Annotated in this window: 24 protein-coding genes; 16 read left to right on the top strand and 8 right to left on the bottom strand. The window is 63.0% G+C overall.

Annotated elements, in window-relative coordinates; translation table 11 throughout:
* The first annotated feature begins 64 nt into the window (after nucleotides 1–64).
* The 6 genes from lysS (at nucleotide 65) to CF161_RS11020 (ending at nucleotide 5,675) form a co-directional block, all read left to right on the top strand.
* On the top strand, nucleotides 65–1,567 hold the full coding sequence (lysS, locus tag CF161_RS11045) for a lysine--tRNA ligase (RefSeq protein WP_020296660.1): 1,503 nt from the start codon (nucleotides 65–67) through the stop codon (nucleotides 1,565–1,567).
* A 104-nt stretch (nucleotides 1,568–1,671) separates the two neighbouring features.
* Entirely contained in the window at nucleotides 1,672–2,388 is a 717-nt protein-coding gene (locus CF161_RS11040; RefSeq protein ID WP_020296659.1) for a TetR/AcrR family transcriptional regulator, read from the top strand.
* Between the two features lie 53 nt (nucleotides 2,389–2,441).
* A complete protein-coding gene (locus CF161_RS11035) occupies nucleotides 2,442–2,987 on the top strand; it encodes a hypothetical protein (RefSeq protein ID WP_020296658.1) in 546 nt (181 codons plus the stop codon).
* 38 nt (nucleotides 2,988–3,025) lie between these two features.
* Nucleotides 3,026–4,303, top strand: coding sequence for a flavohemoglobin expression-modulating QEGLA motif protein (locus CF161_RS11030; protein ID WP_020296657.1), 1,278 nt, complete (start codon nucleotides 3,026–3,028; stop codon nucleotides 4,301–4,303).
* A gap of 134 nt (nucleotides 4,304–4,437) precedes the next feature.
* Complete coding sequence (locus CF161_RS11025; protein ID WP_043229142.1) at nucleotides 4,438–5,352, top strand: alpha/beta hydrolase; 915 nt, start codon at nucleotides 4,438–4,440, stop codon at nucleotides 5,350–5,352.
* Nucleotides 5,349–5,675, top strand: coding sequence for a hypothetical protein (locus CF161_RS11020; RefSeq protein ID WP_020296655.1), 327 nt, complete (start codon nucleotides 5,349–5,351; stop codon nucleotides 5,673–5,675). Before CF161_RS11025 ends, CF161_RS11020 begins: the two co-directional genes overlap by 4 nt.
* A gap of 97 nt (nucleotides 5,676–5,772) precedes the next feature.
* On the opposite strand, the gene CF161_RS11015 is transcribed toward CF161_RS11020, so the two are convergent.
* The 3 genes from CF161_RS11015 to CF161_RS11005 all read right to left on the bottom strand — a co-directional run bounded on the left by CF161_RS11015 (nucleotide 5,773) and on the right by CF161_RS11005 (nucleotide 7,672).
* Nucleotides 5,773–6,561 carry an OmpA family protein gene (locus CF161_RS11015; protein ID WP_020296654.1) on the bottom strand — a complete coding sequence of 263 codons (789 nt, stop codon included), beginning with the start codon at nucleotides 6,559–6,561 and terminating at the stop codon, nucleotides 5,773–5,775.
* Nucleotides 6,562–6,627: 66 nt separating this feature from the next.
* A complete protein-coding gene (locus tag CF161_RS11010; RefSeq protein ID WP_020296653.1) occupies nucleotides 6,628–7,041 on the bottom strand; it encodes a DUF4398 domain-containing protein in 414 nt (137 codons plus the stop codon).
* 286 nt (nucleotides 7,042–7,327) lie between these two features.
* Nucleotides 7,328–7,672, bottom strand: a complete 345-nt coding sequence (locus tag CF161_RS11005) for a hypothetical protein (RefSeq protein WP_020296652.1) — start codon at nucleotides 7,670–7,672, stop codon at nucleotides 7,328–7,330.
* Between the two features lie 204 nt (nucleotides 7,673–7,876).
* Between CF161_RS11005 and ppc the strand changes: the two genes are divergently transcribed.
* The 7 genes from ppc to CF161_RS10970 all read left to right on the top strand — a co-directional run bounded on the left by ppc (nucleotide 7,877) and on the right by CF161_RS10970 (nucleotide 15,153).
* A complete protein-coding gene (gene ppc, locus CF161_RS11000) occupies nucleotides 7,877–10,507 on the top strand; it encodes a phosphoenolpyruvate carboxylase (RefSeq protein WP_020296651.1) in 2,631 nt (876 codons plus the stop codon).
* A 288-nt stretch (nucleotides 10,508–10,795) separates the two neighbouring features.
* Nucleotides 10,796–11,443 (top strand): adenylate kinase, encoded by a 648-nt coding sequence (gene adk, locus CF161_RS10995; RefSeq protein WP_020296650.1) that lies wholly within the window; start codon nucleotides 10,796–10,798, stop codon nucleotides 11,441–11,443.
* 96 nt (nucleotides 11,444–11,539) lie between these two features.
* Nucleotides 11,540–12,214 carry a tRNA (adenosine(37)-N6)-threonylcarbamoyltransferase complex dimerization subunit type 1 TsaB gene (gene tsaB, locus CF161_RS10990; RefSeq protein ID WP_020296649.1) on the top strand — a complete coding sequence of 225 codons (675 nt, stop codon included), beginning with the start codon at nucleotides 11,540–11,542 and terminating at the stop codon, nucleotides 12,212–12,214.
* A 206-nt stretch (nucleotides 12,215–12,420) separates the two neighbouring features.
* On the top strand, nucleotides 12,421–12,726 hold the full coding sequence (locus CF161_RS10985; protein WP_020296648.1) for a hypothetical protein: 306 nt from the start codon (nucleotides 12,421–12,423) through the stop codon (nucleotides 12,724–12,726).
* Nucleotides 12,723–13,583 (top strand): DUF72 domain-containing protein, encoded by an 861-nt coding sequence (locus CF161_RS10980; RefSeq protein ID WP_177326769.1) that lies wholly within the window; start codon nucleotides 12,723–12,725, stop codon nucleotides 13,581–13,583. The genes CF161_RS10985 and CF161_RS10980 overlap by 4 nt, the downstream gene beginning before the upstream one ends.
* A 33-nt stretch (nucleotides 13,584–13,616) precedes the next feature.
* Entirely contained in the window at nucleotides 13,617–14,444 is an 828-nt protein-coding gene (locus CF161_RS10975) for an oxaloacetate decarboxylase (protein ID WP_020296646.1), read from the top strand.
* Nucleotides 14,445–14,460: 16 nt separating this feature from the next.
* Nucleotides 14,461–15,153 carry an extensin family protein gene (locus CF161_RS10970; protein WP_020296645.1) on the top strand — a complete coding sequence of 231 codons (693 nt, stop codon included), beginning with the start codon at nucleotides 14,461–14,463 and terminating at the stop codon, nucleotides 15,151–15,153.
* 12 nt (nucleotides 15,154–15,165) lie between these two features.
* Here CF161_RS10970 and CF161_RS10965 read toward each other — a convergent pair whose 3' ends face one another.
* Nucleotides 15,166–15,786: a hypothetical protein gene (locus CF161_RS10965; RefSeq protein ID WP_043229118.1), complete on the bottom strand. Its 621-nt coding sequence runs from the start codon at nucleotides 15,784–15,786 to the stop codon at nucleotides 15,166–15,168.
* Between the two features lie 94 nt (nucleotides 15,787–15,880).
* On the opposite strand from CF161_RS10965, the gene CF161_RS10960 reads away from it, so the two are divergent.
* Nucleotides 15,881–16,663 (top strand): class I SAM-dependent methyltransferase, encoded by a 783-nt coding sequence (locus CF161_RS10960; protein WP_020296643.1) that lies wholly within the window; start codon nucleotides 15,881–15,883, stop codon nucleotides 16,661–16,663.
* A 63-nt stretch (nucleotides 16,664–16,726) separates the two neighbouring features.
* On the opposite strand, the gene CF161_RS10955 is transcribed toward CF161_RS10960, so the two are convergent.
* Nucleotides 16,727–17,371, bottom strand: coding sequence for a TetR/AcrR family transcriptional regulator (locus CF161_RS10955; RefSeq protein ID WP_020296642.1), 645 nt, complete (start codon nucleotides 17,369–17,371; stop codon nucleotides 16,727–16,729).
* A gap of 94 nt (nucleotides 17,372–17,465) precedes the next feature.
* Here CF161_RS10955 and CF161_RS10950 point away from each other — a divergent pair, with 94 nt between their 5' ends.
* Nucleotides 17,466–18,566 carry an efflux RND transporter periplasmic adaptor subunit gene (locus tag CF161_RS10950; RefSeq protein ID WP_020296641.1) on the top strand — a complete coding sequence of 367 codons (1,101 nt, stop codon included), beginning with the start codon at nucleotides 17,466–17,468 and terminating at the stop codon, nucleotides 18,564–18,566.
* Between the two features lie 6 nt (nucleotides 18,567–18,572).
* A complete protein-coding gene (locus CF161_RS10945) occupies nucleotides 18,573–21,638 on the top strand; it encodes an efflux RND transporter permease subunit (RefSeq protein ID WP_020296640.1) in 3,066 nt (1,021 codons plus the stop codon).
* Between the two features lie 48 nt (nucleotides 21,639–21,686).
* Here CF161_RS10945 and CF161_RS10940 read toward each other — a convergent pair whose 3' ends face one another.
* Genes CF161_RS10940 through plsB form a run of 3 tightly spaced genes read right to left on the bottom strand, consistent with a single transcriptional unit; the run spans nucleotide 21,687 to nucleotide 25,365 of the window.
* Nucleotides 21,687–22,376: a DUF4197 domain-containing protein gene (locus CF161_RS10940; protein ID WP_020296639.1), complete on the bottom strand. Its 690-nt coding sequence runs from the start codon at nucleotides 22,374–22,376 to the stop codon at nucleotides 21,687–21,689.
* A gap of 24 nt (nucleotides 22,377–22,400) precedes the next feature.
* Nucleotides 22,401–22,799, bottom strand: coding sequence for a YbaY family lipoprotein (locus CF161_RS10935; RefSeq protein ID WP_020296638.1), 399 nt, complete (start codon nucleotides 22,797–22,799; stop codon nucleotides 22,401–22,403).
* A gap of 49 nt (nucleotides 22,800–22,848) precedes the next feature.
* Complete coding sequence (gene plsB / locus CF161_RS10930) at nucleotides 22,849–25,365, bottom strand: glycerol-3-phosphate 1-O-acyltransferase PlsB (protein ID WP_020296637.1); 2,517 nt, start codon at nucleotides 25,363–25,365, stop codon at nucleotides 22,849–22,851.
* Between the last annotated feature and the right edge of the window lie 229 nt (nucleotides 25,366–25,594).

The raw sequence follows: 25,594 nt of genomic DNA, 5'->3' as shown, positions 1-25,594 counted from the left end.
GCCTAGACCTTAAGTCCCCTGCCACCCGTGGGGGCAACGAACCTGTGATGGAATTTCAAAAGACATGAGCGACCAACAACTCGACCCGCAAGCCCTGCAACAGGAAGAAAACACCCTGATCGCCCTGCGCAAGGAAAAGCTTGCTGCCGAGCGCGCCAAGGGCAACGCCTTCCCCAACGACTTCCGCCGTGACAGCTACTGCCAGGACCTGCAGAAGCAGTACGTCGACAAGACCAAGGAAGAGTTGGCAGAGGCTGCGATCCCGGTCAAGGTTGCTGGTCGCATCATGCTCAACCGTGGCTCGTTCATGGTGATCCAGGACATGACCGGGCGCATCCAGGTCTACGTCAACCGCAAGACCCTGCCGGAAGAAACCCTGGCCGAGGTGAAAACCTGGGACCTGGGCGACATCATCGCCGCCGAAGGCACCCTGGCCCGTTCCGGCAAGGGCGACCTGTACGTTGAGATGACCAGCGTGCGCCTGCTGACCAAATCCCTGCGCCCGCTGCCGGACAAGCACCACGGCCTGACCGACACCGAGCAGCGTTATCGCCAGCGCTACGTCGACCTGATCGTCAACGAAGAAGTGCGCCAGACATTCCGTGTGCGTTCGCAAGTGATCGCCCACATCCGCAGCTTCCTGATGCAGCGTGACTTCCTGGAAGTCGAAACGCCGATGCTGCAGACCATTCCTGGCGGCGCGGCGGCCAAGCCGTTCGAGACCCACCACAATGCGCTGGACATGGAAATGTTCCTGCGGATCGCCCCGGAGCTGTACCTCAAGCGTCTGGTGGTTGGCGGCTTCGAGAAAGTGTTCGAGATCAACCGCAACTTCCGTAACGAAGGCGTTTCGACTCGTCACAACCCTGAATTCACCATGTTGGAGTTCTACCAGGCCTACGCCGACTACGAAGACAACATGGACCTGACCGAAGAGCTGTTCCGCGAACTGGCGCAACTTGTTCTCGGGACCACCGACGTGCCGTACGGCGACAAGGTGTTCCACTTCGGCGAGCCGTTCGTGCGCCTGTCGGTGTTCGATTCGATCCTCAAGTACAACCCGGACCTGACGGCCGATGACTTGAACGACATCGACAAGGCCCGCGCCATCGCCAAGAAAGCCGGGGCCAAGGTCCTGGGCTTCGAAGGCCTGGGCAAGCTGCAGGTGATGATTTTCGAAGAGCTGGTGGAGCACAAGCTGGAGCAGCCGCACTTCATTACCCAGTACCCGTTCGAAGTGTCGCCGCTGGCCCGTCGCAACGACGAAAACCCGAACGTCACCGACCGTTTCGAACTGTTCATCGGTGGCCGCGAAATCGCCAACGCCTACTCCGAGCTCAATGACGCGGAAGACCAGGCCGAGCGGTTCATGGCCCAGGTGGCCGACAAGGATGCCGGCGACGACGAAGCCATGCATTACGATGCCGACTTCGTACGTGCCCTGGAATACGGCATGCCGCCGACCGCCGGTGAAGGCATTGGTATCGACCGCCTGGTGATGCTGCTGACCAACTCGCCGTCGATCCGTGACGTGATCCTGTTCCCGCACATGCGGCCGCAGGCGTAAGTGCCTTGAATAATCAGCCGCCTTTAACAGGCGGCTTTTTATTGTCTGTGTGGAACTGACGTACCGCTTTTAATTCTGTGTGATTTTTAAGAGGAAGACCTGTCGTGAACCGTGCAATTGCTCAAGAAGGCGCAGCGGGTATCGCCACTGCGGTAGCTGAAAGCGTTCAGTACCAGGGGCGCAAAGCCAGCCGACAGGGCAGCGAGCAACGGCGACAGGACATTCTCGACGCCGCCATGCGCATTGTCGTGCGTGACGGCGTGCGCGCCGTGCGCCATCGCGCGGTGGCCGCTGAAGCCGGTGTGCCGCTGTCGGCCACCACCTACTACTTCAAGGATATCGATGACCTGCTCACCGATACCTTTGCCCAATACGTCGAGCGCAGCGCCGCGTACATGGCCAAGTTCTGGACCAACAATGAAGGCCTGCTGCGCGAGATGGTGGCCTACGGCGACGGCAGCCCCGAATCGCGCTCCCATCTGGCCGATGACATTGCCCGGCTTACGGCTGACTACGTCCAGCGCCAGTTGCAAAACCGCCGCGAGCACCTGATGGCTGAACAGGCGTTCCGCCAGGAAGCCTTGCTCAACCCGCGCCTGGCGCTGTTGGTGCGCTCGCACCAGCAAATTCTCTTGCAGGGCACTTGCCAGTTTTTTCAGGTATTGGGTTCCCGGGAGCCACAACAAGATGCCAAAGTGTTGACGGCGATTATCGGACGGATGGAATATCAGGGCCTGCTCAACGGCGCAGAGCCTCTGGCTGACGAAGACATGCTCGGTATCCTCACCCGCTACATGCACCTGGTGCTGGCCTCGGTCTGAGGGTGCAGCGGTCACCGCCGCCGGCCCACTGTTGTGTCCATTAGGAGTGTTGAATGAAAGCCTGGCGTGCCCTGATCGCCTTGTCGTTTCTCCTGCTCAGCGGCTGCCTGGTGACCTTCAAGGACCCGCTGCCCGCCGATCAGGCCGCGCCTGCGGCGTTGCTGGGCAAATGGACCAGCAAGAATGCCTGGGGCGAGCCCCTGGGCCTTGAACTCAAGCGCATTGGCAGCAATCGCTACCAGGCCGTGACCTCTCACCAGGGGCAATCCCGGCAGCGCGAGCGCTATGACTTCACCGTGTCGCGCCATGGCAACCGCTGGTACCTGTCGGCGGCGGTTCCCCAGCGTCTGGGCGGACGTTTCACCATCGCCGGTTTTGAACTCAACGAGCAGCACGAACTGGTGCTGTACAACCTCGATCTGGAACAGATCAACCAGGCCCTGGGTCAAAAAGCCCTGAGCGGCGAAGCCTTTACCACCACCGAAGGCGATGGCGTGCTGATCAGCAGCCCGTTGCCTGAGGTTTTCGCGTACCTGGACGACCCGGCCAACTCTGACGTGTTTGTCGAGGCGGCGCGCTTCACCCGCGCGGGCAAGTAACCAGGACGCGGCACAAACGTTATCAAGAGGAACTTCGGGTGGACGATTACCAGCAGACGATACGCACCTTGTCCGATCGCATTGTGCTGGCACAAACGCCAATCCGGGTACTGGATGCGGTGAAGTGGGACGACAACATCCGCAAGGGCTTCCTCAAGGCCCAGGGCCGGGAAATGCCCGCGGTCGACCGTGATTACTACCAGAACCGGCCCCTGTCCTTCGATTCCAGCGCGGTCAAGCTGGAGTTCCAGAACATCGAGCGCGACATCACCCGCCAGCTCGGCCAGTTCAACCCGGTCGGGCAGATCATGCGGCGCATGTGCAAGGAATACCGCATGGTGGTGCGCATGCTCGAAGCCCGCGGCACCGAGGACTTCGGCCTGATTTCCCAGGAGCTGTACGGCGCCGCGTCCGATGCGTTTCACGCCGGTGATCCGACCCTGGCCGACCTCGGGCTGATGCTTTCCGACTACCTGAACAACATCGACGGCCGTGGCGACCTCAAGGACGAACCCAAGACCCTGACCGCCAAGGACGCCGTAAGCCTGCTGCAAAGCCGGCTGAACAAGGTGTTCGGCGAGGCCGAGGAAACCATTCGCGTGTTCGAGTCGGACGGGATCGTCGCCGATGCCGCGGCGGGCGCCGACTACATCAAGATCCGCGCCGACGCCATGTTCAACGACCGTGACGTGCGCGCCCTGGAAGTCCACGAAGGCCTGGTACACGTGGGTACCACCCTCAACGGGCAGAACCAGCCGATCTGCACCTTCCTGTCCAAGGGGCCGCCTTCGTCCACCGTGACCCAGGAAGGCCTGGCGATCCTGATGGAGATCATCACGTTCGCGTCCTACCCCAGCCGCCTGCGCAAACTGACCAACCGCACCCGGGCGATCCACATGGTGGAGGAGGGCGCCGACTTTTTGCAGGTGTTCGAGTTCTTCCGCGAGCAGGGCTTTGAAATGGCCGAAAGCTACGGCAACGCCAGCCGGGTGTTCCGGGGTTCGGTGCCGACCGGGCTGCCATTTACCAAAGACTTGTCCTATCTCAAGGGCTTTATCATGGTTTACAACTACATTCAGTTGGCCGTGCGTAAAGGCAAGCTGGAGCAAGTGCCGCTGTTGTTCTGCGGCAAGACCACCCTGGAAGACATGCGTACCCTGCGCCAGTTGGTGGACGAAGGCCTGGTGGTGCCGCCCAAGTACCTGCCGGACCAGTTCCGCGACATGAATGCGCTGTCGGCCTGGATGTGCTTCTCCAACTTCCTCAATCACCTGAGCCTGGACCGGATCGAGGCCGACTACTCCAATATCCTTTGATGCTCGCGGGGGCTGCACATGGACGCTTCACCTACCACTTGTAGCCGTTGCCGCAGGCCGCGCTCGACAGCGCTGCCGACGCCTGGCGTGAGCTCACCCCTGACCTCAAAAGCCGCCACCGGGGGCGCGCGATGATTCGAATCGTTACCGCCCTGGCGCTGCTGCTGTCACTCAGCGCTTGCAGCTCACTGCTGTTCTACCCCGAGCCGGGCCTGCCCTTTACCCCCGAGCGCGCCAAGCTCGAGTACCGCGACGTCACCCTGACCACCGCCGATGGCCTGAAGCTGCATGCCTGGTGGCTGCCGGCCAAGGCCGGGGTGCCGCTCAAGGGCACGGTGCTGCACTTGCACGGCAATGGCGGCAACCTGGCCTGGCACCTGGGTGGCAGCTGGTGGTTGCCGGAACAGGGTTATCAGGTGTTGCTGGTGGACTATCGCGGTTATGGCCTGTCCCAGGGCGAACCCAGCCTGCCGGCGGTCTATCAGGATGTCGATGCCGCCTTCACATGGCTGGACCAGGCGCCGGAGGTCCAGGGCAAGCCGCTGATTGTGCTCGGCCAGAGCCTGGGCGGCGCGCTGGCGATTCATTACCTGGTGGAGCACCCCGAGCGCCAGCGCCAGCTCAAGGCCATCGTGCTCGATGGCGTGCCGGCCAGTTACCGCGATGTTGGGCAGTACGCCCTGAGCACTTCGTGGCTGACCTGGCCGTTGCAGGTGCCGCTGTCGTGGCTGGTGCCGGACGCCGACAGCGCGATCCACGCCATACCGCGCCTGACCGGGGTGCCGAAACTGCTGTACCACAGCATCGACGACCCGATCGTGCCCCTTTCCAATGGCATCCGTCTGTATCAAGCTGCGCCCGCGCCGCGGGTGCTGCAACTGACCCGAGGCGGCCACGTACAGACCTTTGCCGATCCGACCTGGCGCCAGGTGATGCTGCGCTACCTGGAGGATCCGCTGCACTTCAACGGCCTGCGCCGCCTTGGCGAGATCCCGAACTACCCGACACCCCCGAATTCAGAAGTTGAACCTCCAGAGAGTCCGCAATGAGCGAAGAACGTAACGCCATCCCCCTGATCATCACCGGTATCTGCACCATCCTCGGCACCGTGGGGTGCCTCTGGTACTACGGCTACCTGCACTTCGCCAAGCCCGAGGATGCGCTGCTGCTCAGCGATTTCACCATGCTCAAGACCGTGCCGGGCGAGGACTACAAGGTCTCCCTGGAGCCGGCAGCGCAAGTCGCCCAGTGCATCGACGGCGTGCTGGTGCTGTTCGATACCGAGCAGAAGGGCCTGAGCGGCGTGCTGATCAACAGCAAGAAAAAAGCCGTGCGCTGCATGGGCCAGGAAACCCCACAGCTGCAACAGTAAGCGCCCAGGCGAGCAATCGCGGTCGATAAAAAAGCCCCGCCTATTTGCATAGGCGGGGCTTTTTACTAGCGGTTACCAGGCTGGGGGTGACCCCGGCTTAGTTGCTGCTCATCGACGAGCGTGGCGCAACGGGCTGGTTGTCGTTGGAGATGGTGACTTCCACACGACGGTTCATGGCACGGCCGGAAACGCTGGTGTTATCCGCTACCGGGTATTCCTTGCCATAGCCCTGGACCACGATGCGCGATGGATCGACACCCATCTTGATCAGCGCAACCTGCACGGACGTGGCGCGACGCTCGGACAGCGACTGGTTGTAAGCCGCGGAACCTGTGCTGTCGGTGTAGCCTTCGACAATCACTTTGCGATCAGGGTTTTCCTGAAGGAACTGCGCCAGCTTGTTGATGTTCACCAGGCCGCTGGATTTCAGGTCGGCCTTGTTGGTGGCGAACAGCACGTCACCGAAGGTCACCAGGGTGCCGCGTTCGGTCTGCTTGGCGTTGAGGCTGTTCTGCAGCTGCTTGATCTGTGCGTCACGAGCGTCCAGGCGGGCCTGGGCACGTTGCGCAGCGGCATCTTTCAGATTGGCTTCAGCGGTGCGCAGGGCGATGGTCTGCTTGGCCACTTCAACGCGCTGGTTGGTCAGGTAGGCCAGTTGGTCGACCTTGGCCTGGTCTTCCTTGTTCATATAGGCCTTGTCGGCCTTGTCCAGCCAGTCGCTGGCGTCCTTGGTTTCCAGGGCCGCCACTTTGCTGGCCTGAGGGTTGGCTTGCAGCGCCGAGTAATTGGTCCGGGCTTGTTCCAGGTTCACGTTTGGCTGTGAGGAACAGGCCGCCAGGCCAACGCTCAGGGCCAGAAGGGCTGGGATCATCAATTGTTTACGCATAATGGTTCGTCCTTTCTATCGGTTGAAACTTCAGGTAACGAGGTTCGGTAGGCGTGGGCACGGTGCTTATTGCACGGTGCGCTGGCTTTCCTGACGCAGTTCCTGAACACCTTTCTGAGAGTCCTTCACAGCCTGTTCGGCTTTGGCGGCCTGGGCCTTGCGTTCGGCGACGCGGGCGTCCCACTCGGCCTGCTCGGCCAGACGCTTGGCTTCGTCATACTTTTTGTCGTGCATGGCAATCTCGGCTTGCTTGAGCTTGTCCTGGGCCGACTTCATTTCCACGGCAGCAAATTCGGTACCGCCGGCGCTGACGGCGCTGTTGACCGCCGATTGGGTCACAGCGTACTGCTCGGTTGGCGGGTTGCCGGCACAACCGGCCAGAACCAGGCTGCTACCGAGGGCCAGGGCGGCCAGTTTGAGCCCGCGCAAAGGGTTAGACGAGGATGTGGCAGTGCTGATCTTCATGGTCTTCAACTCCATTGGGTAACTCCTGGAAAACATCTAAATCCATCCCGGTTCTAGCGCCGCGACCCTGAGTGGCGGTGACGCTCTTCACAAAATTTGAAACGGCTGTTCCAGTGATGGCTACTGGCTGTGACCCGAGGCTTTTTTGAATAGTTCAGCGCAGATGGCGAATTGCCTAAAAAAATTTCTGACCGAACGGACAGCGCTCTAGACCGGGAACTTTTGCGGCGCGCAGGGGTATTCCCGACCCGGGGACGGGTCGGGAATAACGCTGTGCAAGGTCAGGAAAGGGGCGGTTGGATCAGTGCTTTTGTTCGTCGGGCTGCGCCGACAAATCCTGCAGATGACGCCGGGACAAGGCCAGGAAGCGCGGTGTAGGGCCGACGTCCTCGTACAGTGGATCGCCCTCCTCATCGGTGGCGACCACGTGCTGGCCCTGGACGTAGGGGAAGCTGGCTTCGAGTTCTTCGAGGGCGGCACCGATCAGTTCGCCCAGCAGTTCCTCGGTCTGGCGTTTGGGGTACATCTCGGCAATGGCGGCCAGGCGTGCGGCGGCTTCGACATCCAGATGGATCACGTAGCCGGTCTTGGTCAGGCGACCCTTGGCGTTTTCTTCCCAGTGTTGCGCGAGCTCACGGATTTTCATGGCGACCTCAATCGACACCTGCTCGTGGCAGGGGTGGGTGAATGACCGGCCCGGGCCGGCGCTGCGCCGTTGTGCGGCGTACTCTTGAGACTAGCTGCAACGCGCAAGGTTTAAAGTCAGTGGGTCGCGCGCTTGCTAAGCACCTTGTGCTGACGGCACTCTTGAGGCTTGCGAGCCGCCCCGAACCAGCCGGAGAACAGGTACATGAGCGATATTGATGCGCGCCTGCGCGAAGATGTTCACCTCTTGGGAGAGCTGTTGGGCAACACCATCCGCGAGCAGTACGGGGAGGGGTTTCTCGACAAGATCGAGCAGATTCGCAAGGGCGCCAAGGCCGACCGCCGTGGTTCGGCCAGCGCCGAACTGAGTGCCAGCCTGGACCAGTTGAGCGAAGACGAGCTGCTGCCGGTGGCCCGGGCCTTCAACCAGTTTCTCAACCTGGCGAACATCGCCGAGCAATACCAACTGATTCACCGTCGCGATGAGTCGCAACCGGCGCCATTCGAGGCGCGTGTCCTGCCCGAGCTGCTGGCGCGCCTGCGGGCGGAGGGCCATGGCGCCGAGTCCCTGGCCAAGCAGTTGGGGCGCCTGGAAATCGAACTGGTGCTGACCGCGCACCCCACCGAAGTGGCCCGTCGCACCCTGATTCAAAAGTACGACGCCATTGCCGCGCAGTTGGCAGCCCAGGACCATCGCGACCTGACCAGTGCCGAACGCGCGCAAATCCACGAACGCCTGCAACGGCTGATCGCCGAAGCCTGGCACACCGAAGAAATCCGCCGTACCCGGCCGACCCCGGTGGACGAGGCCAAGTGGGGCTTTGCGGTCATCGAACATTCCCTGTGGCAGGCCATTCCGAGCTATCTGCGCAAGGCCGACAAAGCCCTGCATGCCGCGACCGGTCTGCACCTGCCGCTGGAGTCGGCACCGATCCGCTTCGCCTCGTGGATGGGCGGCGATCGCGACGGCAACCCCAATGTCACAGCCGCAGTAACCCGCGAGGTGCTGCTGCTGGCGCGCTGGATGGCGGCGGACCTGTACTTGCGCGACATCGATCACCTGGCGGCCGAACTGTCCATGCAACAGGCCAGTGCCGCCCTCCAGGCCAAGGCCGGGGACAGCTCTGAACCCTATCGTGCGGTGCTCAAACAATTGCGCGAGCGGCTGCGGGCCACCCGCAACTGGGCGCAGGCGGCGCTCAAGGAGCCGGTGCCGGCCACCCCGGATGTGCTGCAGAACAATCGCGACCTGCTTGACCCGTTGCTGCTTTGCTACCACTCGCTGCACGAATGCGGCATGGGCGTGATCGCCGATGGGCCGTTGCTCGATTGCCTGCGCCGGGCGGTGACCTTTGGCCTGTTCCTGGTCCGCCTGGATGTACGTCAGGATTCCAGCCGCCACAGCGGCGCCATGAGCGAAATCACCGACTACCTGGGGTTGGGGCGTTACGAGGACTGGAGCGAAGAGCAGCGCATCGAGTTCCTGATGCGCGAACTGAGCAACCGTCGTCCCTTGCTGCCGGGCCATTTCAAACCCTCGGCGGACACCGCCGAAGTGCTGGCCACCTGTCGCGAAGTGGCCGCTGCGCCGGCTGCGTCCCTGGGTTCCTATGTGATTTCCATGGCCGGCGCCGCTTCGGACGTCCTTGCGGTGCAACTGCTGCTCAAGGAATCCGGGGTGCTGCGGCCGATGCGCGTAGTGCCGCTGTTCGAGACCCTGGCCGACCTCGATAACGCCGGCCCAGTGATCGAGAAGCTGCTGCTGTTGCCGGGCTATCGCTCGCGCTTGCACGGCCCGCAGGAGGTGATGATCGGCTACTCCGATTCGGCCAAGGATGCCGGCACCACCGCGGCCGCCTGGGCGCAGTACCGGGCCCAGGAGCAGTTGGTCGAGATCTGCCGCGAGCAGCAGGTCGAACTGCTGTTGTTCCACGGCCGTGGTGGCACCGTCGGCCGAGGCGGTGGCCCGGCTCACGCGGCGATTCTGTCCCAGCCGCCGGGGTCGGTGGCCGGGCGTTTCCGCACCACCGAGCAAGGGGAAATGATTCGCTTCAAATTCGGCCTGCCGGACATCGCCGAGCAGAATCTCAACCTGTACCTGGCCGCCGTGCTGGAGGCGACGCTGCTGCCGCCACCACCGCCGCAGCCAGCCTGGCGCCACCTGATGGACGAGCTGGCCAGCGATGGGGTCAAGGCCTACCGCGCGGTGGTGCGCGAGAACCCGCAGTTCGTCGAGTACTTCCGCCAATCCACGCCGGAACAGGAGCTGGGCCGCTTGCCCCTGGGCAGCCGGCCGGCCAAGCGTCGCGCCGGCGGCATCGAAAGCCTGCGCGCCATCCCGTGGATTTTCGGCTGGACCCAGACCCGCCTCATGCTGCCGGCCTGGCTCGGCTGGGAAGCGGCCCTGAGCAAGGCGCTGGAGCGTGGCGAGGGTGAGCTGCTGGGGCAGATGCGCGAGCAGTGGCCGTTTTTCCGCACCCGTATCGATATGCTGGAAATGGTCCTGGCCAAGGCCGACGCCGACATTGCCCGCTCTTATGACGAGCGCCTGGTCGAGGCGGATCTGCTGCCTTTGGGCGCCCATTTACGCGACCTATTGTCGCAGGCGTGCACCGTGGTCCTGGGCCTGACCGGCCAGTCGCAGTTGCTGGCACATAGCCCGGACACCCTGGAGTTCATCCGCTTGCGCAACACCTACCTGGACCCGCTGCATCTATTGCAGGCCGAACTGCTGGCACGCTCGCGGCAACCGGATGTGGTCCAGGGCAGCCCGGTAGAACAAGCGCTGCTGGTGTCTGTAGCGGGGATCGCCGCCGGGTTGCGCAATACCGGTTGAGGTATTTGCCGGTATTTCAGGGGCTTGGCGCCGTCGGCCGGTAACCGGGCGTCGGGCCCTGGTTGGCGTCGCCAGGCGACAGTTTGTTATGGGGTTGCGACTTGTCGCACCCCGTCGCCAGGGCACAAAGGGAGCGGGTTCCTCCGACTTTCGGCTGCTTGTGTGCTCTGTGTCGGCTGTGTATCTTGATCAGCCTTTGGCCGTTTGGGCGGCCGCGATCCTATTTCCGAGATTGGCCCCACGAGGCGAATCCGAGCGTTTCTAAATAAAAAATTGAGGAGCACATCGATGCGCGTAATTCTGCTGGGAGCTCCCGGGGCCGGTAAAGGTACTCAGGCTAAGTTCATCACCGAAAAATTCGGCATTCCGCAAATCTCCACCGGCGACATGCTGCGTGCAGCGGTCAAGGCCGGCACCGAGCTGGGCCTGATCGCCAAGAGCGTCATGGACAGCGGTGGCCTGGTATCCGACGACCTGATCATCAACCTGGTCAAGGAACGCATCAGCCAGGCTGACTGCGCCAACGGTTTCCTGTTCGACGGTTTCCCGCGCACCATTCCCCAGGCTGAAGCACTGGTCAAGGCCGGCGTCGAGCTGGACAACGTGGTCGAAATCGCCGTCGATGACGAAGAAATCGTCCAGCGTATCGCCGGTCGCCGTGTACACGAGGCCTCTGGCCGGGTTTACCACACCGTCTACAACCCGCCGAAAATCGCTGGCAAGGACGATATCACCGGTGAAGAGCTGGTGCAGCGCAAAGACGACACCGAAGAAACCGTGCGTCATCGCCTGTCGGTCTACCACTCCCAGACCAAACCGCTGGTCGAGTTCTACCAGAACCTGGCCGCCAGCCAGGGCAAGCCAAAGTACAGCCACATCGCTGGCGTTGGCTCGGTAGAAGCGATCACCGGCAAGGTGCTTGAAGCCCTGAGCTGATAAGTCGGTTTTGCTGCATCTTCAACGGCCCGCTTGCGGGCCGTTGCTGTTTATAATGCGTGACTTTTTTACTCCCACTTTGCAACGGAAACATCGATGAGCACCTTGCTGGCCCTGGACACCGCGACTGAAGCTTGCTCCGTTGCCTTGCTGCATGACGGCAAGGTCACGAGCCATTACGAGGTGATCCCGCGCCTGCATGCGCAAAAACTGTTGCCGATGATCCAGCAACTGCTGGCCGATGCCGGCACCACCTTGCAGGCGGTCGACGCGATTGCCTTTGGCCGTGGCCCGGGCGCCTTCACCGGGGTGCGGATTGCGATCGGCGTGGTCCAGGGCCTGGCATTTGCCCTGGAGCGCCCGGTATTGCCGGTGTCGAACCTGGCTGTGCTGGCCCAGCGCGCCTTGCGTGAACACGGCGCCACCCAAGTGGCTGCGGCCATCGATGCGCGGATGGATGAAGTCTACTGGGGCTGCTACCAGGAAACCGCCGGCGAGATGCGTCTGGTCGGTGCTGAAGCCGTGCTGCCGCCCGAAGCGGCAGCGCTGCCTGCCGATGCCAGCGGCGACTGGTTCGGTGCCGGCACCGGCTGGGGTTATGCCGAACGCATTGGCGTCAAAACCGCGGGGCAGGATGCGGCCATGCTGCCTCACGCCGAAGACCTGCTGAGCCTGGCGCGGTTTGCCTGGGCCCGGGGCGAGGCGATAGCCGCGGATGACGCGCAACCGGTGTATCTGCGCGATAAAGTGGCCACGCCCAAGGCCCGCTGAGGCCTGCTGCGAGGTTGACCGGCGTGCCGCCCACGCCGGATTTTCTGCGGTTTTCTGTTGTGGATCTGGTCAATCGTCTGGTTTTCATGCCAGATTTCCCCGGTTTTTAAACCTTTTACGTTTTCTGTGTTCTAGTTATCACTTGGGCATTTGCTAAGTCGGTGTTGTGCCGCTAAATTGCCATCATTGATACCGGGCATGTATTTATGCGCATCGACGGCGTTTCCTCTCACTCGTATCCCATCAAGCGCAAGCCTCGCAAAGGTAATGTGCTGGTTGACGAGTCTCTGGAAGATGCCGATGCCGTTGACGTTCAAGCCGACGCCAGCCCCGTCCAACCGCGCTCCCAGGCCTCCGCCGGACGCACCAGCAATCTCCCCGCCCGCCAGCAAGACATGATTTTCCAGCGCGCCATGAGCAAAAGCGTGGCCAATGCCCTGGCCAGTTACCTGACCACCGCCGGTTTTGTTGATTGGGACATGGAAGTGCTGGGGCTCGATCTGCATATCTGATGCTGCCGTATTACCTGGGTTGCCCTTCCTGGAGCGAAAACGCCTGGCGTGAGTACCTGTACCCGGATAACGCGCGCCCGGCGGATTTCCTCGGCCTGTACAGCCAGGTGTTCAACGCGGTGGAAGGCAATACCACGTTCTATGCCAGGCCCTCGGTCAGCACCGTGGAGCGCTGGGCGCAGATCATGCCCGAGACGTTTCGCTTCACCGCCAAGTTCCCCGGCGACATCAGCCACGGCGGTGACCTGCGTGAGCAACTGACCGCCGCCGAAACCTTTGTGCAATTGCTCAGCCCCCTGGGGGCGAGGGTTTCGCCCTTGTGGTTGCAACTGCCGGCCAGCTTCGCCCCGCAGCGTTTGGCGGAGCTGGCGGGCTTTATCGATGGCCTTGAGCGGCCGTTGGCGGTGGAGGTCCGGCACCCGGAGTTCTTCGCCAAGGGCGATGCCGAGCGCATGCTCAACCGCCTGCTGCTGGAGCGCGGTGTGGAGCGGATCTGCCTGGATCCACGAGCTCTGTTCAGCTGCACTTCCACTGCGGCATCGGTGCTCCACGCCCAGTCGAAAAAGCCCAAGGTGCCGCCACGACCGGCGGCCTTCACCCAGTTTCCCCAGGTGCGCTTTATCGGCCATCCGGAGCTTGAGGCCAATGATCCGTTCCTGGTGCCCTGGGTCGAGAAAATCGCCGGCTGGATCGAGGAAGGGCGCACTCCCTATATCTTCCTGCACACCGCCGACAACCGTCTGGCAGCCGAACTGGCGCGGCGTTTTCATCAGCAACTGATGGTACGTTTGCCTGGCTTGCCCGCCTTGCCTGAGTTATACAGAGAGCCCGCCGCGGAGCAGCTCGGCTTGCTCTGACGCGGGTTCCCGACCTTCTTCAGGAGCGAGCCCATGGATGCTCAAACCCGTCGTGCCCATGCCTTCAAAGCCCTGCACGAGCGCGATGGCGCTTTTGTGATCCCCAACCCCTGGGATGCCGGTTCGGCCAGGATGCTGGCGAGCCTGGGTTTTGAGGCATTGGCCACCACTAGCGCCGGTTTTGCGTTTTCCCTGGGGCGCCCGGATGCCGAAGGCGCGTTGTCCCTGGACGACACCCTGGGCAATGTGCGGGCGATTGTCGGCGCCAGTGACCTGCCGCTGGCGGTGGACCTGGAGAACGGCTTCGCCGACAGCCCGGCCGGGTGTGCCCAGGCGCTGTTGCAGGCGGCCGCCAGTGGCGCGGTCGGTGCCTCGATTGAAGACGCCACGGGCCGCGCCGAGGACCCTATCTACGACTTCCAACTGGCTGTGGAGCGTATCCAGGCCTCGGTCACGGCAGTGCGCGGCCTGGGCTTGCCTTTCACCCTGACGGCGCGGGCCGAGAACCTGCTGCATGGCCGCAATGACTTGGCAGACACCATTCGCCGCCTGCAGGCATTCGCCGAAGCCGGCGCCGATGTGCTGTATGCCCCGGGGCTGCGGACCGCTGAAGAGGTCCTGGCGGTGGTGCGCGCGGTGGCGCCAAAACCGGTGAACGTGCTGATGTCCGGCGGCCTCAGCCTGACCGTGGCCGAGCTCGGGGCCCTGGGGGTCAAGCGGATCAGTCTCGGCTCGACGCTGGCTCGCGCCGCCTACGGGGCGTTTTACGCGGCGGCGCAAGAGATTCAGGGCCAGGGGCGCTTTGACCTGGCCAACCAGGCGATGCCGTTCGGGCAGATCAATCAATTGTTCAAAAACTGATCAGCCAGGAGTTGTCGTGCGGTCCCTGAAAGTGCTTTTGCCGTTACTGATCGTCATTGCCCTGTTTGCCTTCAGTGCCTGGTGCGGCTGGTTGCCGCCGGCCTGGAATCCCTGGGCGCCGCTGGATGTGCGCGCCGAACCGAACCTGCTGACCCGCTACAAGCTGAGCCGCCTGCGGGACAACCCGCAATTGTGCGATCAGGTGCTGAGCCAGTCCGGCCTGCGGCTGACCCGCCAGCAGGACAGCAGCCCGGATGTGGCGTGCCCGCTGAGCAATACCTTGCGGGTGCAGGGCGGCGCGGTGGCGTTGAGCAGCAGCTTTCTCGCCAGTTGTCCGTTGGCCGTGGCCTTTGCCCTGTTCGAGCGTCACGGGCTGCAGCCGGCCGCCCAAGCGGTGTATGGGCAGGCGGTGGTGCGGGTTGATCATCTGGGCAGCTTTGCCTGCCGCAACATGTACGGGCGCGAACAGGGCGCCCGCAGCCAGCATGCCAGTGCCAATGCCCTGGACATCGCCGGCTTTCGCCTGGCCGACGGGCGCAGCATCAGCGTCCTCAGGGACTGGCCCAAGCAAGGGGCGGACGCGCGTTTTCTGCGCCTGGCCCGGGATGGGGCCTGCGACAGTTTCAATGTGGTGTTGGGCCCGGACTACAACGCCGCCCATCGCAATCACTTCCATCTGGATGTGGGGCCGTGGTGGCTCTGTCGCTGAAGCGGGTAGGGGTCAGGCGGCGATGCGCAGGTTCTGCAGGACCAGTGGGCGCGCCCAGCCGATATCGAAATCGAACTGGCGGTTCTGCTCGATGATTTCCTGAGGCGGGAACGGCTCGGCCGGTTTGTCCAGCAGGTCCATTTCAAACTCGGCGATGGGCAGGTGCAGCGGCCGCGGCTCGGGTGCCGGGCCCGGCTCAGGCAGTGGCTGGCCGGCGTTGAGCACGATCGGGCGGACCCAACCACTCTCGAAATCCTGCTGACGCTGCTGGGCGGTGATTTCTTCCGGCGGGAAAGGCGGGAACGGTTTGTCCAGCAGCTCGGTCTCGAACTCGGCGATAGGCAGGAACAACGGTTCCGGCGGACGGACTTCGGTGTCTTTCACATCGCACTGGCGCTGGCTGACGATCTGCATCAACAGGTCACTGCCGGCGCGGGGTTCCACTGCGGGGTCAAGTTCTGCCAGCGGCTGGTCGCCAACAGCCTTCGCTCCATCACCCTGTTGCTCGGCCAATGCCCGGGCAAAGAAATCCTGCCACAGATGGCTGACGCCGCTCAGTGCCTGGGAATTGCGCAAGCCGTAATCGCCATGGGGCGAGATAAAGCCTACTGGGATGGATTGAATGTCTGACATTTCTCTCGGTCGACGCTCAGCTCTGGCAAAATGCCTGATAGTTCTTTTATCGGCAGTTTTTGCCGATCATTAATTTTTTGAGCGTGTTTTAACGATGAGTGAGCAACCAGCGGCCTGCCGCATCAGAGTCGAGGCCTTGGCCGAGGCGTTCGCCGACCCGGCACGGCAGTGGGCCGAGCGCCTGGGCTTGCCGTTGCAGGACGCGGATGCCGAGTTTGCCCTGCAGTACGGCGAGCAGGGGTTGCAGTTGCAGCAACTGGGGCCGGACGCGCCGGGGCCGGTGCGGGTCGATTTTGTCGAGGGTGGCGCGGCGCACCGCAGGCTGTATGGCGGCGGCAGTGGGCAGATGATCGCCAAGGCGGTCGGTGTTGCCCAGGGCGTGCGCCCCAGGGTGCTGGATGCCACCGCCGGGTTGGGCAAGGACGCATTCGTACTGGCCAGCCTGGGCTGCCAGATGAGCCTGATCGAGCGCCAGCCGCTGATCGGTGCCCTGCTGGAAGATGGCCTGTTGCGGGCTGCCGCGGATTTTGAAGTGGCGCCGATCGTCGCGCGCATGCAGTTGCTCAAGGGCAACTCCATCGAGTTGATGCGCAATTGGCAGGGCGAGCCGCCCCAGGTGATCTACCTCGACCCGATGTTCCCCCACCGCGAGAAAACCGCGCTGGTGAAAAAGGAAATGCGCCTGTTCCGGCCCTTGGTCGGTGACGATCCCGATGCCCCGGCGCTGCTTGAGGCGGCCCTGGCCTTGGCCAGCCATCGGGTGGTGGTCAAGCGGCCGCGCAAGGCGCCCTGCATTGCGGGGCCCAAGCCCAGCCATGCGCTGGACGGCAAGTCCAGCCGCTACGACATCTATCCGAAAAAAGCGCTCAAGGCCTGATGGCCAGCGCGTCGGCCCTTGCAGGTCATGCCTGCAGGGGCCGACCTGCCAGGGCGTGATTTCTCAGGCCGGTTCAGGCCGATAAGCCCGCATAAACAATTCCACCACTTCCAGCAGGTGGGCTTCTGCGGCGTCGCCGACCAGGACGTCGCCGCAGCCGAACAACAAGCGGAAGTTGGCGCCGCCCTTGACCAGGCAGAAGAAGTGTTCGGCGGCATTGCGCGGTTTTTCAATGTGCAGGGTGCCGAGCTGATGGACCTTGCTCAGCAGGCGCTCCATGCCATTGAGCACGCGTTCGGGCCCGGCTTCGAAGAAGATCAACGACAGTTTCGGGTCCTGGCTGCCCAGGGCCATGATCAGTCGGTGCAGGTTGACCGAGTCTTCGCTGTTGATCAGTACGTTGAAACCGCGCGCGATGTTGAGCAGCACCTGCTTGATCGGCACGCCGTCCGGCAGCTCGAACATCAAGTTCGGCAATTGGGTCTCGCACTTGGCCACCACGGCGGCCGAGAACAGGGTTTCCTTGTCGGTGAAGTGGCTGTAAACCGTGAGTTTTGACACGCCGGCTTCGGCGGCTACCGCATCCATGCTGGTGTTTGCATATCCGTTGCTCAAAAACAGTTTTTTAGCTGCTTCGAGAATGGCCTGGCGTTTTGCCAGGTCCTTGGGGCGGCCGGGGCCGGTGGATACGGAATTATTGTCTGACATTCTTCGCTTTTAATACTGGACTGGTGAGTTTGCTATTAATAACATACCGGCCAGTATAATTATTCCAAGCGCCATTAGCGAAAGGTCCGCCACCATGTTCCGCTATGCCCTGCCCATCGCCCTGCCAGTCAGTCTGGCTTTTTTATTGTCTGCCTGCGGGCATGAAGAGCCGGTGCAGACCACCGTGCGCCCGGCCATGGTGGTCCAGCCAGAGCCCTCGGCGCGTGGCATGGAGAGCTATCCCGGTGAAGTGCGGGCCCGCTACGAGCCGGATCTCGCGTTCCGCATCCCGGGCAAAGTCAGCCGACGACTGGTCGACGAGGGTGAGCGGGTCAAGGCCAACCAGCCCCTGGCAGAGCTCGACCCCCAGGACGTGCGCCTGCAACTGGAGGCCAGTCGCGCGCAAGTCGCGGCGGCCCAGGCCAACCTGAGCCTGGTGCGGGCCGAGCGTGATCGCTACAAGACCTTGCTCGAGCGGCAGATGGTCAGCCGTTCGCAGTACGACAACGCCGAAAACCTCTACCGTTCCGGCGAAGCGCGCCTCCAGCAGATCAAGGCCGAGTTCGACGTCGCCAATAACCAGGCTGGCTACGCAGTGCTGCGTGCGCCCCAGGATGGCGTGGTGGCCAAGCGTGCGGTGGAAGTCGGGCAAGTGGTGGCGGCCGGGCAAACCGTGTTCACCCTGGCCACCGATGGCGAGCGTGAAGTGCTGATCAGCTTCCCCGAGCAGAGCTTCGGGCGTTTCAAGATCGAGCAGCCGGTCTCGGTCGAACTCTGGACCCAGCCGGGCCAGCGTTTTGCCGGGCGGATCCGTGAGTTGTCGCCGGCGGCCGACCCCAAGTCGCGTACCTTCGCCGCACGTATTGCCTTCAGCACCGGCAAGGTTCCTGCCGAGCTGGGGCAGAGCGCCCGGGTGTTTATCCAGAGCGCCGATGTGGTGCCGCTGTCCGTGCCGTTGTCGGCGCTGACGGCGGAAAACGGCGCAACTTATGTCTGGCGCGTGGACGCCAACAATACCTTGCAGAAAACCCCGGTCCGGGTCGGTGCGTTCGGTGAAAACAGCGTGCCGGTACTCGAAGGCCTGAATGCCAGCGACTGGGTGGTGGCAGCCGGGGTCCATGTGCTCCATGAGGGCCAGCAAGTGCGCCCGGTGGATCGCTCCAACCGCGTGGTCAATCTGGCGGCCAAGGAGTAATTCCCGATGGGTTTCAACCTTTCTGCATGGGCGTTGCGCAATCGCCAGATCGTCCTGTTCCTGATGCTGCTGCTGGCCACAGTCGGCGCCTTGTCCTACACCAAGCTGGGGCAGAGCGAAGACCCACCCTTTACCTTCAAGGCCATGGTCATCCAGACCAGTTGGCCGGGGGCCACGGCCGAGGAAGTCTCGCGCCAGGTCACCGAGCGCATTGAAAAGAAGCTGATGGAAACCGGCGAGTACGACCGGATCATCTCCTTCTCGCGCCCCGGCGAATCCCAGGTGCGTTTCGTTGCCCGGGATTCGATGCACTCGGCAGAGATCCCCGACCTCTGGTATCAGGTGCGCAAGAAGGTCAGCGATATCCGCCAGAACCTGCCGCCGGGTGTGCAGGGGCCGTTTTTCAACGATGAGTTCGGCACCACCTTCGGCAACATCTATGCCCTGACCGGCGACGGTTTTGACTACGCGGTGCTCAAGGATTACGCCGACCGCGTGCAGATCCAGCTGCAACGGGTCAAGGACGTGGGCAAGGTCGACCTGCTGGGTTTGCAGGACGAGAAAATCTGGATCGAGCTGTCGAACGTCAAGCTGGCCACCCTCGGCCTGCCCCTGGCTGCGGTGCAACAGGCGTTGCAGGAGCAGAACGCGGTGTCGACCGCCGGCTTCTTCGAAACCGCCAGCGAGCGCCTGCAACTGCGGGTGTCCGGTAATTTCCAGAGCGTCGAGCAGATCCGCAACTTCCCGATTCGCGTCGACAATCGCACCTTCCGCATCGCCGATGTGGCGGATGTGCACCGTGGTTTCAGCGATCCGCCATCGCCCCGCATGCGCTTTATGGGCGAAGACGCCATAGGCCTGGCGGTGGCGATGAAGGACGGTGGCGACATCCTGGTACTGGGCAAGGCGCTGGAAGTCGAGTTTGCGCGGATCCAGAAGCATCTGCCGGCCGGCATGGAGCTGCGCAAGGTGTCTGACCAGCCGGCGGCGGTGAAAACCGGGGTCGGCGAGTTTGTCCAGGTGCTGGTCGAGGCCCTGGCGATCGTGTTGCTGGTGAGCTTCTTCTCCCTGGGCGTGCGCACCGGCATGGTGGTAGCCCTGGCGATTCCCCTGGTGTTGGCGATGACGTTTGCCACCATGTATTACCTGGGCATCGGCCTGCACAAGATTTCCCTGGGGGCGCTGGTCCTGGCCCTGGGCCTGTTGGTGGACGACGCGATCATTGCCGTGGAAATGATGGCGATCAAGATGGAGCAGGGCTACGACCGGATCAAGGCCGCCAGCTTCGCCTGGACCAGCACCGCGTTCCCGATGCTCACCGGGACCCTGATCACCGCTGCCGGCTTCCTGCCGATTGCCACCGCGCAGTCCGGCACCGGCGAGTACACCCGCTCGATTTTCCAGGTGGTGACCATTGCCCTGATTGCCTCGTGGATTGCCGCGGTGGTGTTCGTGCCGTACCTGGGCGAAAAACTGCTGCCGGACCTGGCGAAAATTCATGCTGCCAAGCACGGCACCGGCGACGGCCAGCCGGACCCGTACGGCACGCCGTTCTATCAGCGAGTGCGACGTCTGGTGGGCTGGTGCGTGCGGCGGCGCAAGACCGTGATCACCCTGACCGTGGTGCTGTTCGTGGCCTCGGTGGTGCTGTTCCGCTTCGTGCCGCAGCAGTTCTTCCCGGCGTCGGGACGCCTGGAATTGATGGTCGACCTGAAGCTGGCCGAAGGCGTCTCCCTGAGCAACACTGCCGAGCAGGTCAAGCGCCTGGAAGCGATGCTCAAGGACCACGCGGGGATCGATAACTACGTGGCCTATATCGGCACCGGTTCACCGCGTTTCTATCTGCCCCTGGATCAACAGCTGCCGGCGGCAAGCTTTGCCCAGTTCGTGGTGCTGGCCAAGACCATCGAAGAGCGTGAAGCCCTGCGCAGCTGGTTGATCGAAACCCTCAACGAACAGTTCCCGGCCTTGCGCTCGCGGGTCACGCGCCTGGAAAACGGTCCGCCCGTGGGTTACCCGGTGCAGTTCCGACTGTCGGGGGAGAACATCACCGAGGTGCGCGCCCTGGCCCGCAAGGTGGCGGCCAAGGTCCGCGAGAACCCGCATGTGGTCAACGTGCACCTGGATTGGGAAGAACCGAGCAAGGTGGTGTACCTCAACATCGATCAGGATCGGGCGCGGGCCCTGGGGGTGAGCACCGCGAACCTGTCGAAGTTCCTGCAAAGCTCGCTGTCCGGCTCCAGCGTCAGCCAGTACCGCGAGGACAACGAGTTGATCGAGATCCTGCTGCGCGGCACCGTGCATGAACGCACCGAACTGTCGTTGCTGCCGAGCCTCTCGGTGCCCACCGACAACGGCAAAAGCGTGTCGCTGTCGCAGATCGCGACGCTGGAGTACGGCTTCGAAGAGGGCATTATCTGGCGCTACAACCGCCTGCCGAACGTCACGGTCCGTGCCGATATCTATGGCCAGGAACAACCGGTGACCCTGGTGAAGCAGATTCTGCCGACCCTGGAGCCGATCCGCGCCGAGTTGCCTGACGGCTACCTGCTGGACGTCGGCGGCACCGTCGAAGACTCGACCCGTGGCCAGAACTCGGTGAAGGCCGGCGTGCCGCTGTTTATCGTGGTGGTGCTGACCTTGCTGATGCTGCAACTGCGCAGCTTCTCGCGCACGGTCATGGTGTTCCTCACCGCGCCTCTGGGGCTGATCGGCGTGACCCTGTTCCTGATTGTGTTCCGCCAGCCGTTCGGTTTTGTGGCGATGCTCGGCACTATCGCCTTGTCCGGGATGATCATGCGCAACTCGGTGATCCTGGTGGATCAGATCGAGCAGGACATCAGCGCCGGCCTCAAACCCTGGGATGCGATTATCGAGGCCACGGTGCGGCGTTTCCGCCCGATCGTACTGACCGCGCTGGCGGCGGTGCTGGCGATGATCCCGCTGTCACGCAGCGTGTTCTTCGGACCGATGGCGGTGGCGATCATGGGGGGCTTGATTGTGGCGACGGCGTTGACCCTGCTGTTCCTGCCGGCGTTGTATGCGGCGTGGTTCAGGATCAAGAAGGCTTAGCAGCCAGGGCCCGGGAGTTGCTCCCGGGCCCTGGTGGGGTGCGGGGTTTTACAGGGTGCCGAAGACTTTCTTGGCCAGGCTGGTGGCAGCGGCTGCCGGGTTCTGGCGAATGGTTTGTTCCTGCTTGCCAATCATTTCGAACAGGCCGTCGAGGGCTTTTTCGGTGACGTAGCTTTCGATATTGGCGCTCTTGGCATCCAGCACGCCAAAGGTCGCGGCCTGGCCGGCGAACGAGTTGTATTGCTTGGCCAGGCCCACCTGATCGGTGGCTTGCTTGACGATGGGCAGGAACTTGGCGCGGATCTGCTCGCGGCTCGACTTGTTCAGGTATTGGGTCGCGGAATCATTGCCACCGCTGAGGATGCCCTTGGCATCGGCCACGGTCATTTTCTTCACGGCATCCACCAGCAGCGCCTGGGCTTGCGGCACAGCGGCCTCGGCGGCTTTGTTCATGCTGGTTTCCAACTGGTCGACCTGATCGCCCATGCCGAACTGCTTCATCTTTTTCGCGACTTTGCCCAGGTTGCCCGGCAGCTCGATGCGTACTTCGGGGTTGTTGCTGAAACCACCCGGGGTGCCCAGTTGCTTGACGGCGATTTGCGCGCCTTGGGTCAGGGCGTCCTTGAGGCCGCCGCTGGCGTCACTCTGGGACAGGTCGCTGAGCGACAGGGCCAGGGCGCTGGCGGACAGCAGCAGGCCTGCACACAGGCCGGTGAAGCGAAGGGAGGAGCGGAGCATGGCGGCTTCCTTGTTCAAGGGGGATTAACGGACGGCGTCGACGCGGATTTTCAACGGCTGAGGATCCTGGCCGTCGAGGTTGACTGCGTGATGTTCGGTGCTGATAAAGATGAGCTGGCCATCGACCTCGATCCGCGCACTCACCGAATAGCGGTGGCCGGGCTTGACCTGGGCCGGGTCGTAGCTGAGGTGGAAGGGCAGCGGAACCTGGCCCTTGACCGGACCTTTCTGCTCGGCCAGGAGCACCGCCGGCGCATCGGCCAGGGACACGTCCTGCAGGCTGACACTCAGGGTCGCCGCCGGTGGCAGGGCGATGCGTTGCAGGTAGAACACTTCTCCTGAAAGGTCGGCCTTGGCCGCGGGGTGCAGGGTCTGACAGGCGCCAAGCAAAGTGCTGACGGCCAGCAGGCAGATTTTTTTCATGGTGGATCTCCGTCTAAGGCGCCAGCGACAACCTGGCGCCAGTAAGAATCTAGTCGGTTTGTACGGGGGCTGCGAGCTGCTCGGCGGCGTCTTCGCTGGCGTCCTCGCTGCGGTGCAACGCGACCTGGCGGATCGACAGGCGGATGTCCGCCGGCAATACGCGCTTGGCCGCACCTTCGGCCAACTCGCCTAGGGCCGGGTGATAACTCAGCTTGCCGGCTTCGTCGCGGCGCAGCACGCCGACGTCGAGCAGGGTCTGGATAAAGTGGCGGAACAGGCTCTTGTCGAAGAACTCTGGGGCATTCAGGCCATGCAGGATCGACAGGCGCTGGGCCATGACCGTGCACAGGTCTTCCAGCTCTTCGGCGCTGATGCTGTTCTGTCCGCTGTTGAGCAGCAGCGAGATGGCCATGTAAAAGCGTTGCAGGGTCTGGGCGATGCTTTTGGAGAGCAGGGTCAACAGCACAAAATGCCGTGAGCTGGGGGCCGGCCGCAGGTAAACCTCGCCTTCAAAGCGCAGCAGGCCTTGTTCGACGAAGGCTTCCAGCCACTGATCGACCACCACGTCCAACTCTTCCAGCGACCAGCGAATGAACAGCTCCGCCTGCAGGTAGGGGTAGAGCGCGCGGGTATAACGCAGGATCTGCTCGCGGCTCATGCGCGACGAGCTCTGGAAGAAGCTCGCCAGCAGTGCCGGCAAGGCAAAGATATGCAGCACGTTGTTGCGGTAATAGGTCATCAGGACGGCATTCTGCTCATCCAGATACAGGATCTTGCCCAGGGCATCGCTCTGCTCGGACAGCAGGTCCATGTCCTTGACGTGCTTGATCAATGCCTGGCCATCGCCCTCGGGCAGGGTGGTGTGGGCCGAGTAGGGCACGCGTCGCAGCAGCGCCAGGTACAGGTCGAGAACCCGGGCCATGGCGCGGTCATCCAGGGCCAGGCGACTGGTGGAAAGCAGGGCCAGGGCCACCAGGTTGACCGGGTTGATCGCCGCCGCTTCGTTCAGGTGCTGGGCCACACGCTCGCCCAGGCGGTTGGTGGTGTCATTGAGCCAGGTCGGGCGGAACTGCGGGCCCAGCTCCTGGGCGCGCCAGTCCGGTTGCTCCTGATCGAGGAATTCGGCCAGCTTGATCGGCTCGCCGAAGTTCACCGCGACCTGGCCGAAGCGCTGCTTGAGCGCGCCGATGACCTTGAAGATGTCGAAGATCGACTCTTTCTTCTTGCTCGCGCCGCGCAGCTCACCCAGGTAGGTGCGGCCTTCCAGCACGCGCTCGTAGCCGATGTACACCGGTACGAAGACGATCGGCATGCGCGAATTGCGCAGGAAGCTGCGCAGGGTGATCGCCAGCATCCCGGTCTTGGGTTGCAGCATGCGCCCGGTGCGCGAGCGCCCGCCCTCGACGAAGTACTCCACCGGGAAGCCCTTGGTGAACAGCGTGTGCAGGTATTCGTTGAACACCGAGGTGTACAGCGGGTTGCCCTTGAAGGTACGGCGCATGAAAAACGCGCCGCCGCGCCGCAGCAGGCTGCCGATCACCGGCATGTTGAGGTTGATCCCGGCGGCGATGTGCGGCGGGGTCAGGCCATTGCGGAACAGCAGGTAGGACAGCAGCAGGTAGTCGATATGGCTGCGGTGGCAGGGTACATAGATCACCTCGTGACCCTGGGCGACCTTTTGCACGCCTTCGATGTTGTTGACCTTGATCCCGTCGTAGATCTTGTTCCAGAACCAGCTCAGCACCACTTCCAGAAAGCGGATCGCGGTGTAGGTGTAGTCCGAGGCGATCTCGTTGCCATAGCGCAGGGCCTGGGCCTTGGCTTTTTCCGGGGTGATCTTCTCGCGCTCGGCTTCGTCGAGGATCGCCTGCTTGACCAGGGGCTGGTTCAGCAGGCCCTTGACCAGGTTGCGCCGGTGGGAGATGTCCGGGCCGATAACGGCGGCCTTGAGGTTGCGAAAGTGCACCCGCAGGATGCGCTGGGCCATGCGCACGGTGCGTTCGTGGCCCTTGTTGTGTTCGATCAGCTCGCGCAGGTGGATCGGTGCCGAGAACTGCACCCGGGTCTTGCGCCCCAGGATCATGATGCTCAACAGCCGGCGCAGGCGTCCGGTGACCGCCCAGCTGTCGGCGAACAGCAACTTCCAGGGGCTGGACTCGCTGTCTGGCGACTGGCCCCAGAACACGCTGACCGGAATGATCTGGGCGTCTTCGGCGGCGTTCTGGGTCAGGGCGCTGACCAGTCGGGTCAGGGTCGGCGGCGCGCCGCGTTTGTCCTGGCGGCCGAGCCAGTCGGGCTCCGGGGTCAGGTAGAAGAAGGCCGCGGGTTCCATCAGGTTACCCACCGAGACCGGCAGCACCGGGCGCGGCAGGCCGGCCTTGGTGCATTCGGCGTCGACCACTGCCAGGTCGGTCAGCGATGGGTTTTGCAGGACGTAGAACACCGGCCGGCTGCGGTCGAGGTTAAGGGTGAAGGACGACTGGTTGATCGTCTCCGAGCGAACCCAGAGGTACAACAGTCGGCGCAAGGTGCCAAACACAAGACGACGGATCGGGGAGCGGGTCATACGGCTTCTGCGTAAGTGAGTGAAAACCGAGCAGTTGCTCGGGTTCGACAGTGTGCCGTATTCGCCGAAGTTCGGCAAAAAAGCCACCCGTTAATATTGAGTTGAGAGTTTTTCTGCCTGTCATATACTCGGCCGGCTGTCCGCCGGGCTCGTCAACCCGGCATATGGATTACCCAGTGCTGACGAAAGTTCTCAAGACACGCGTTCAAGGTTCTGTTTTCCAGAGCCA

Source organism: Pseudomonas sp. CF161, from assembly GCF_000416215.1.
In the GTDB taxonomy this organism is placed as follows: domain Bacteria; phylum Pseudomonadota; class Gammaproteobacteria; order Pseudomonadales; family Pseudomonadaceae; genus Aquipseudomonas.
The sequence above is the reverse complement of the archived record's forward strand: the minus strand, read 5'-3'. Positions and strand labels throughout refer to the sequence as shown.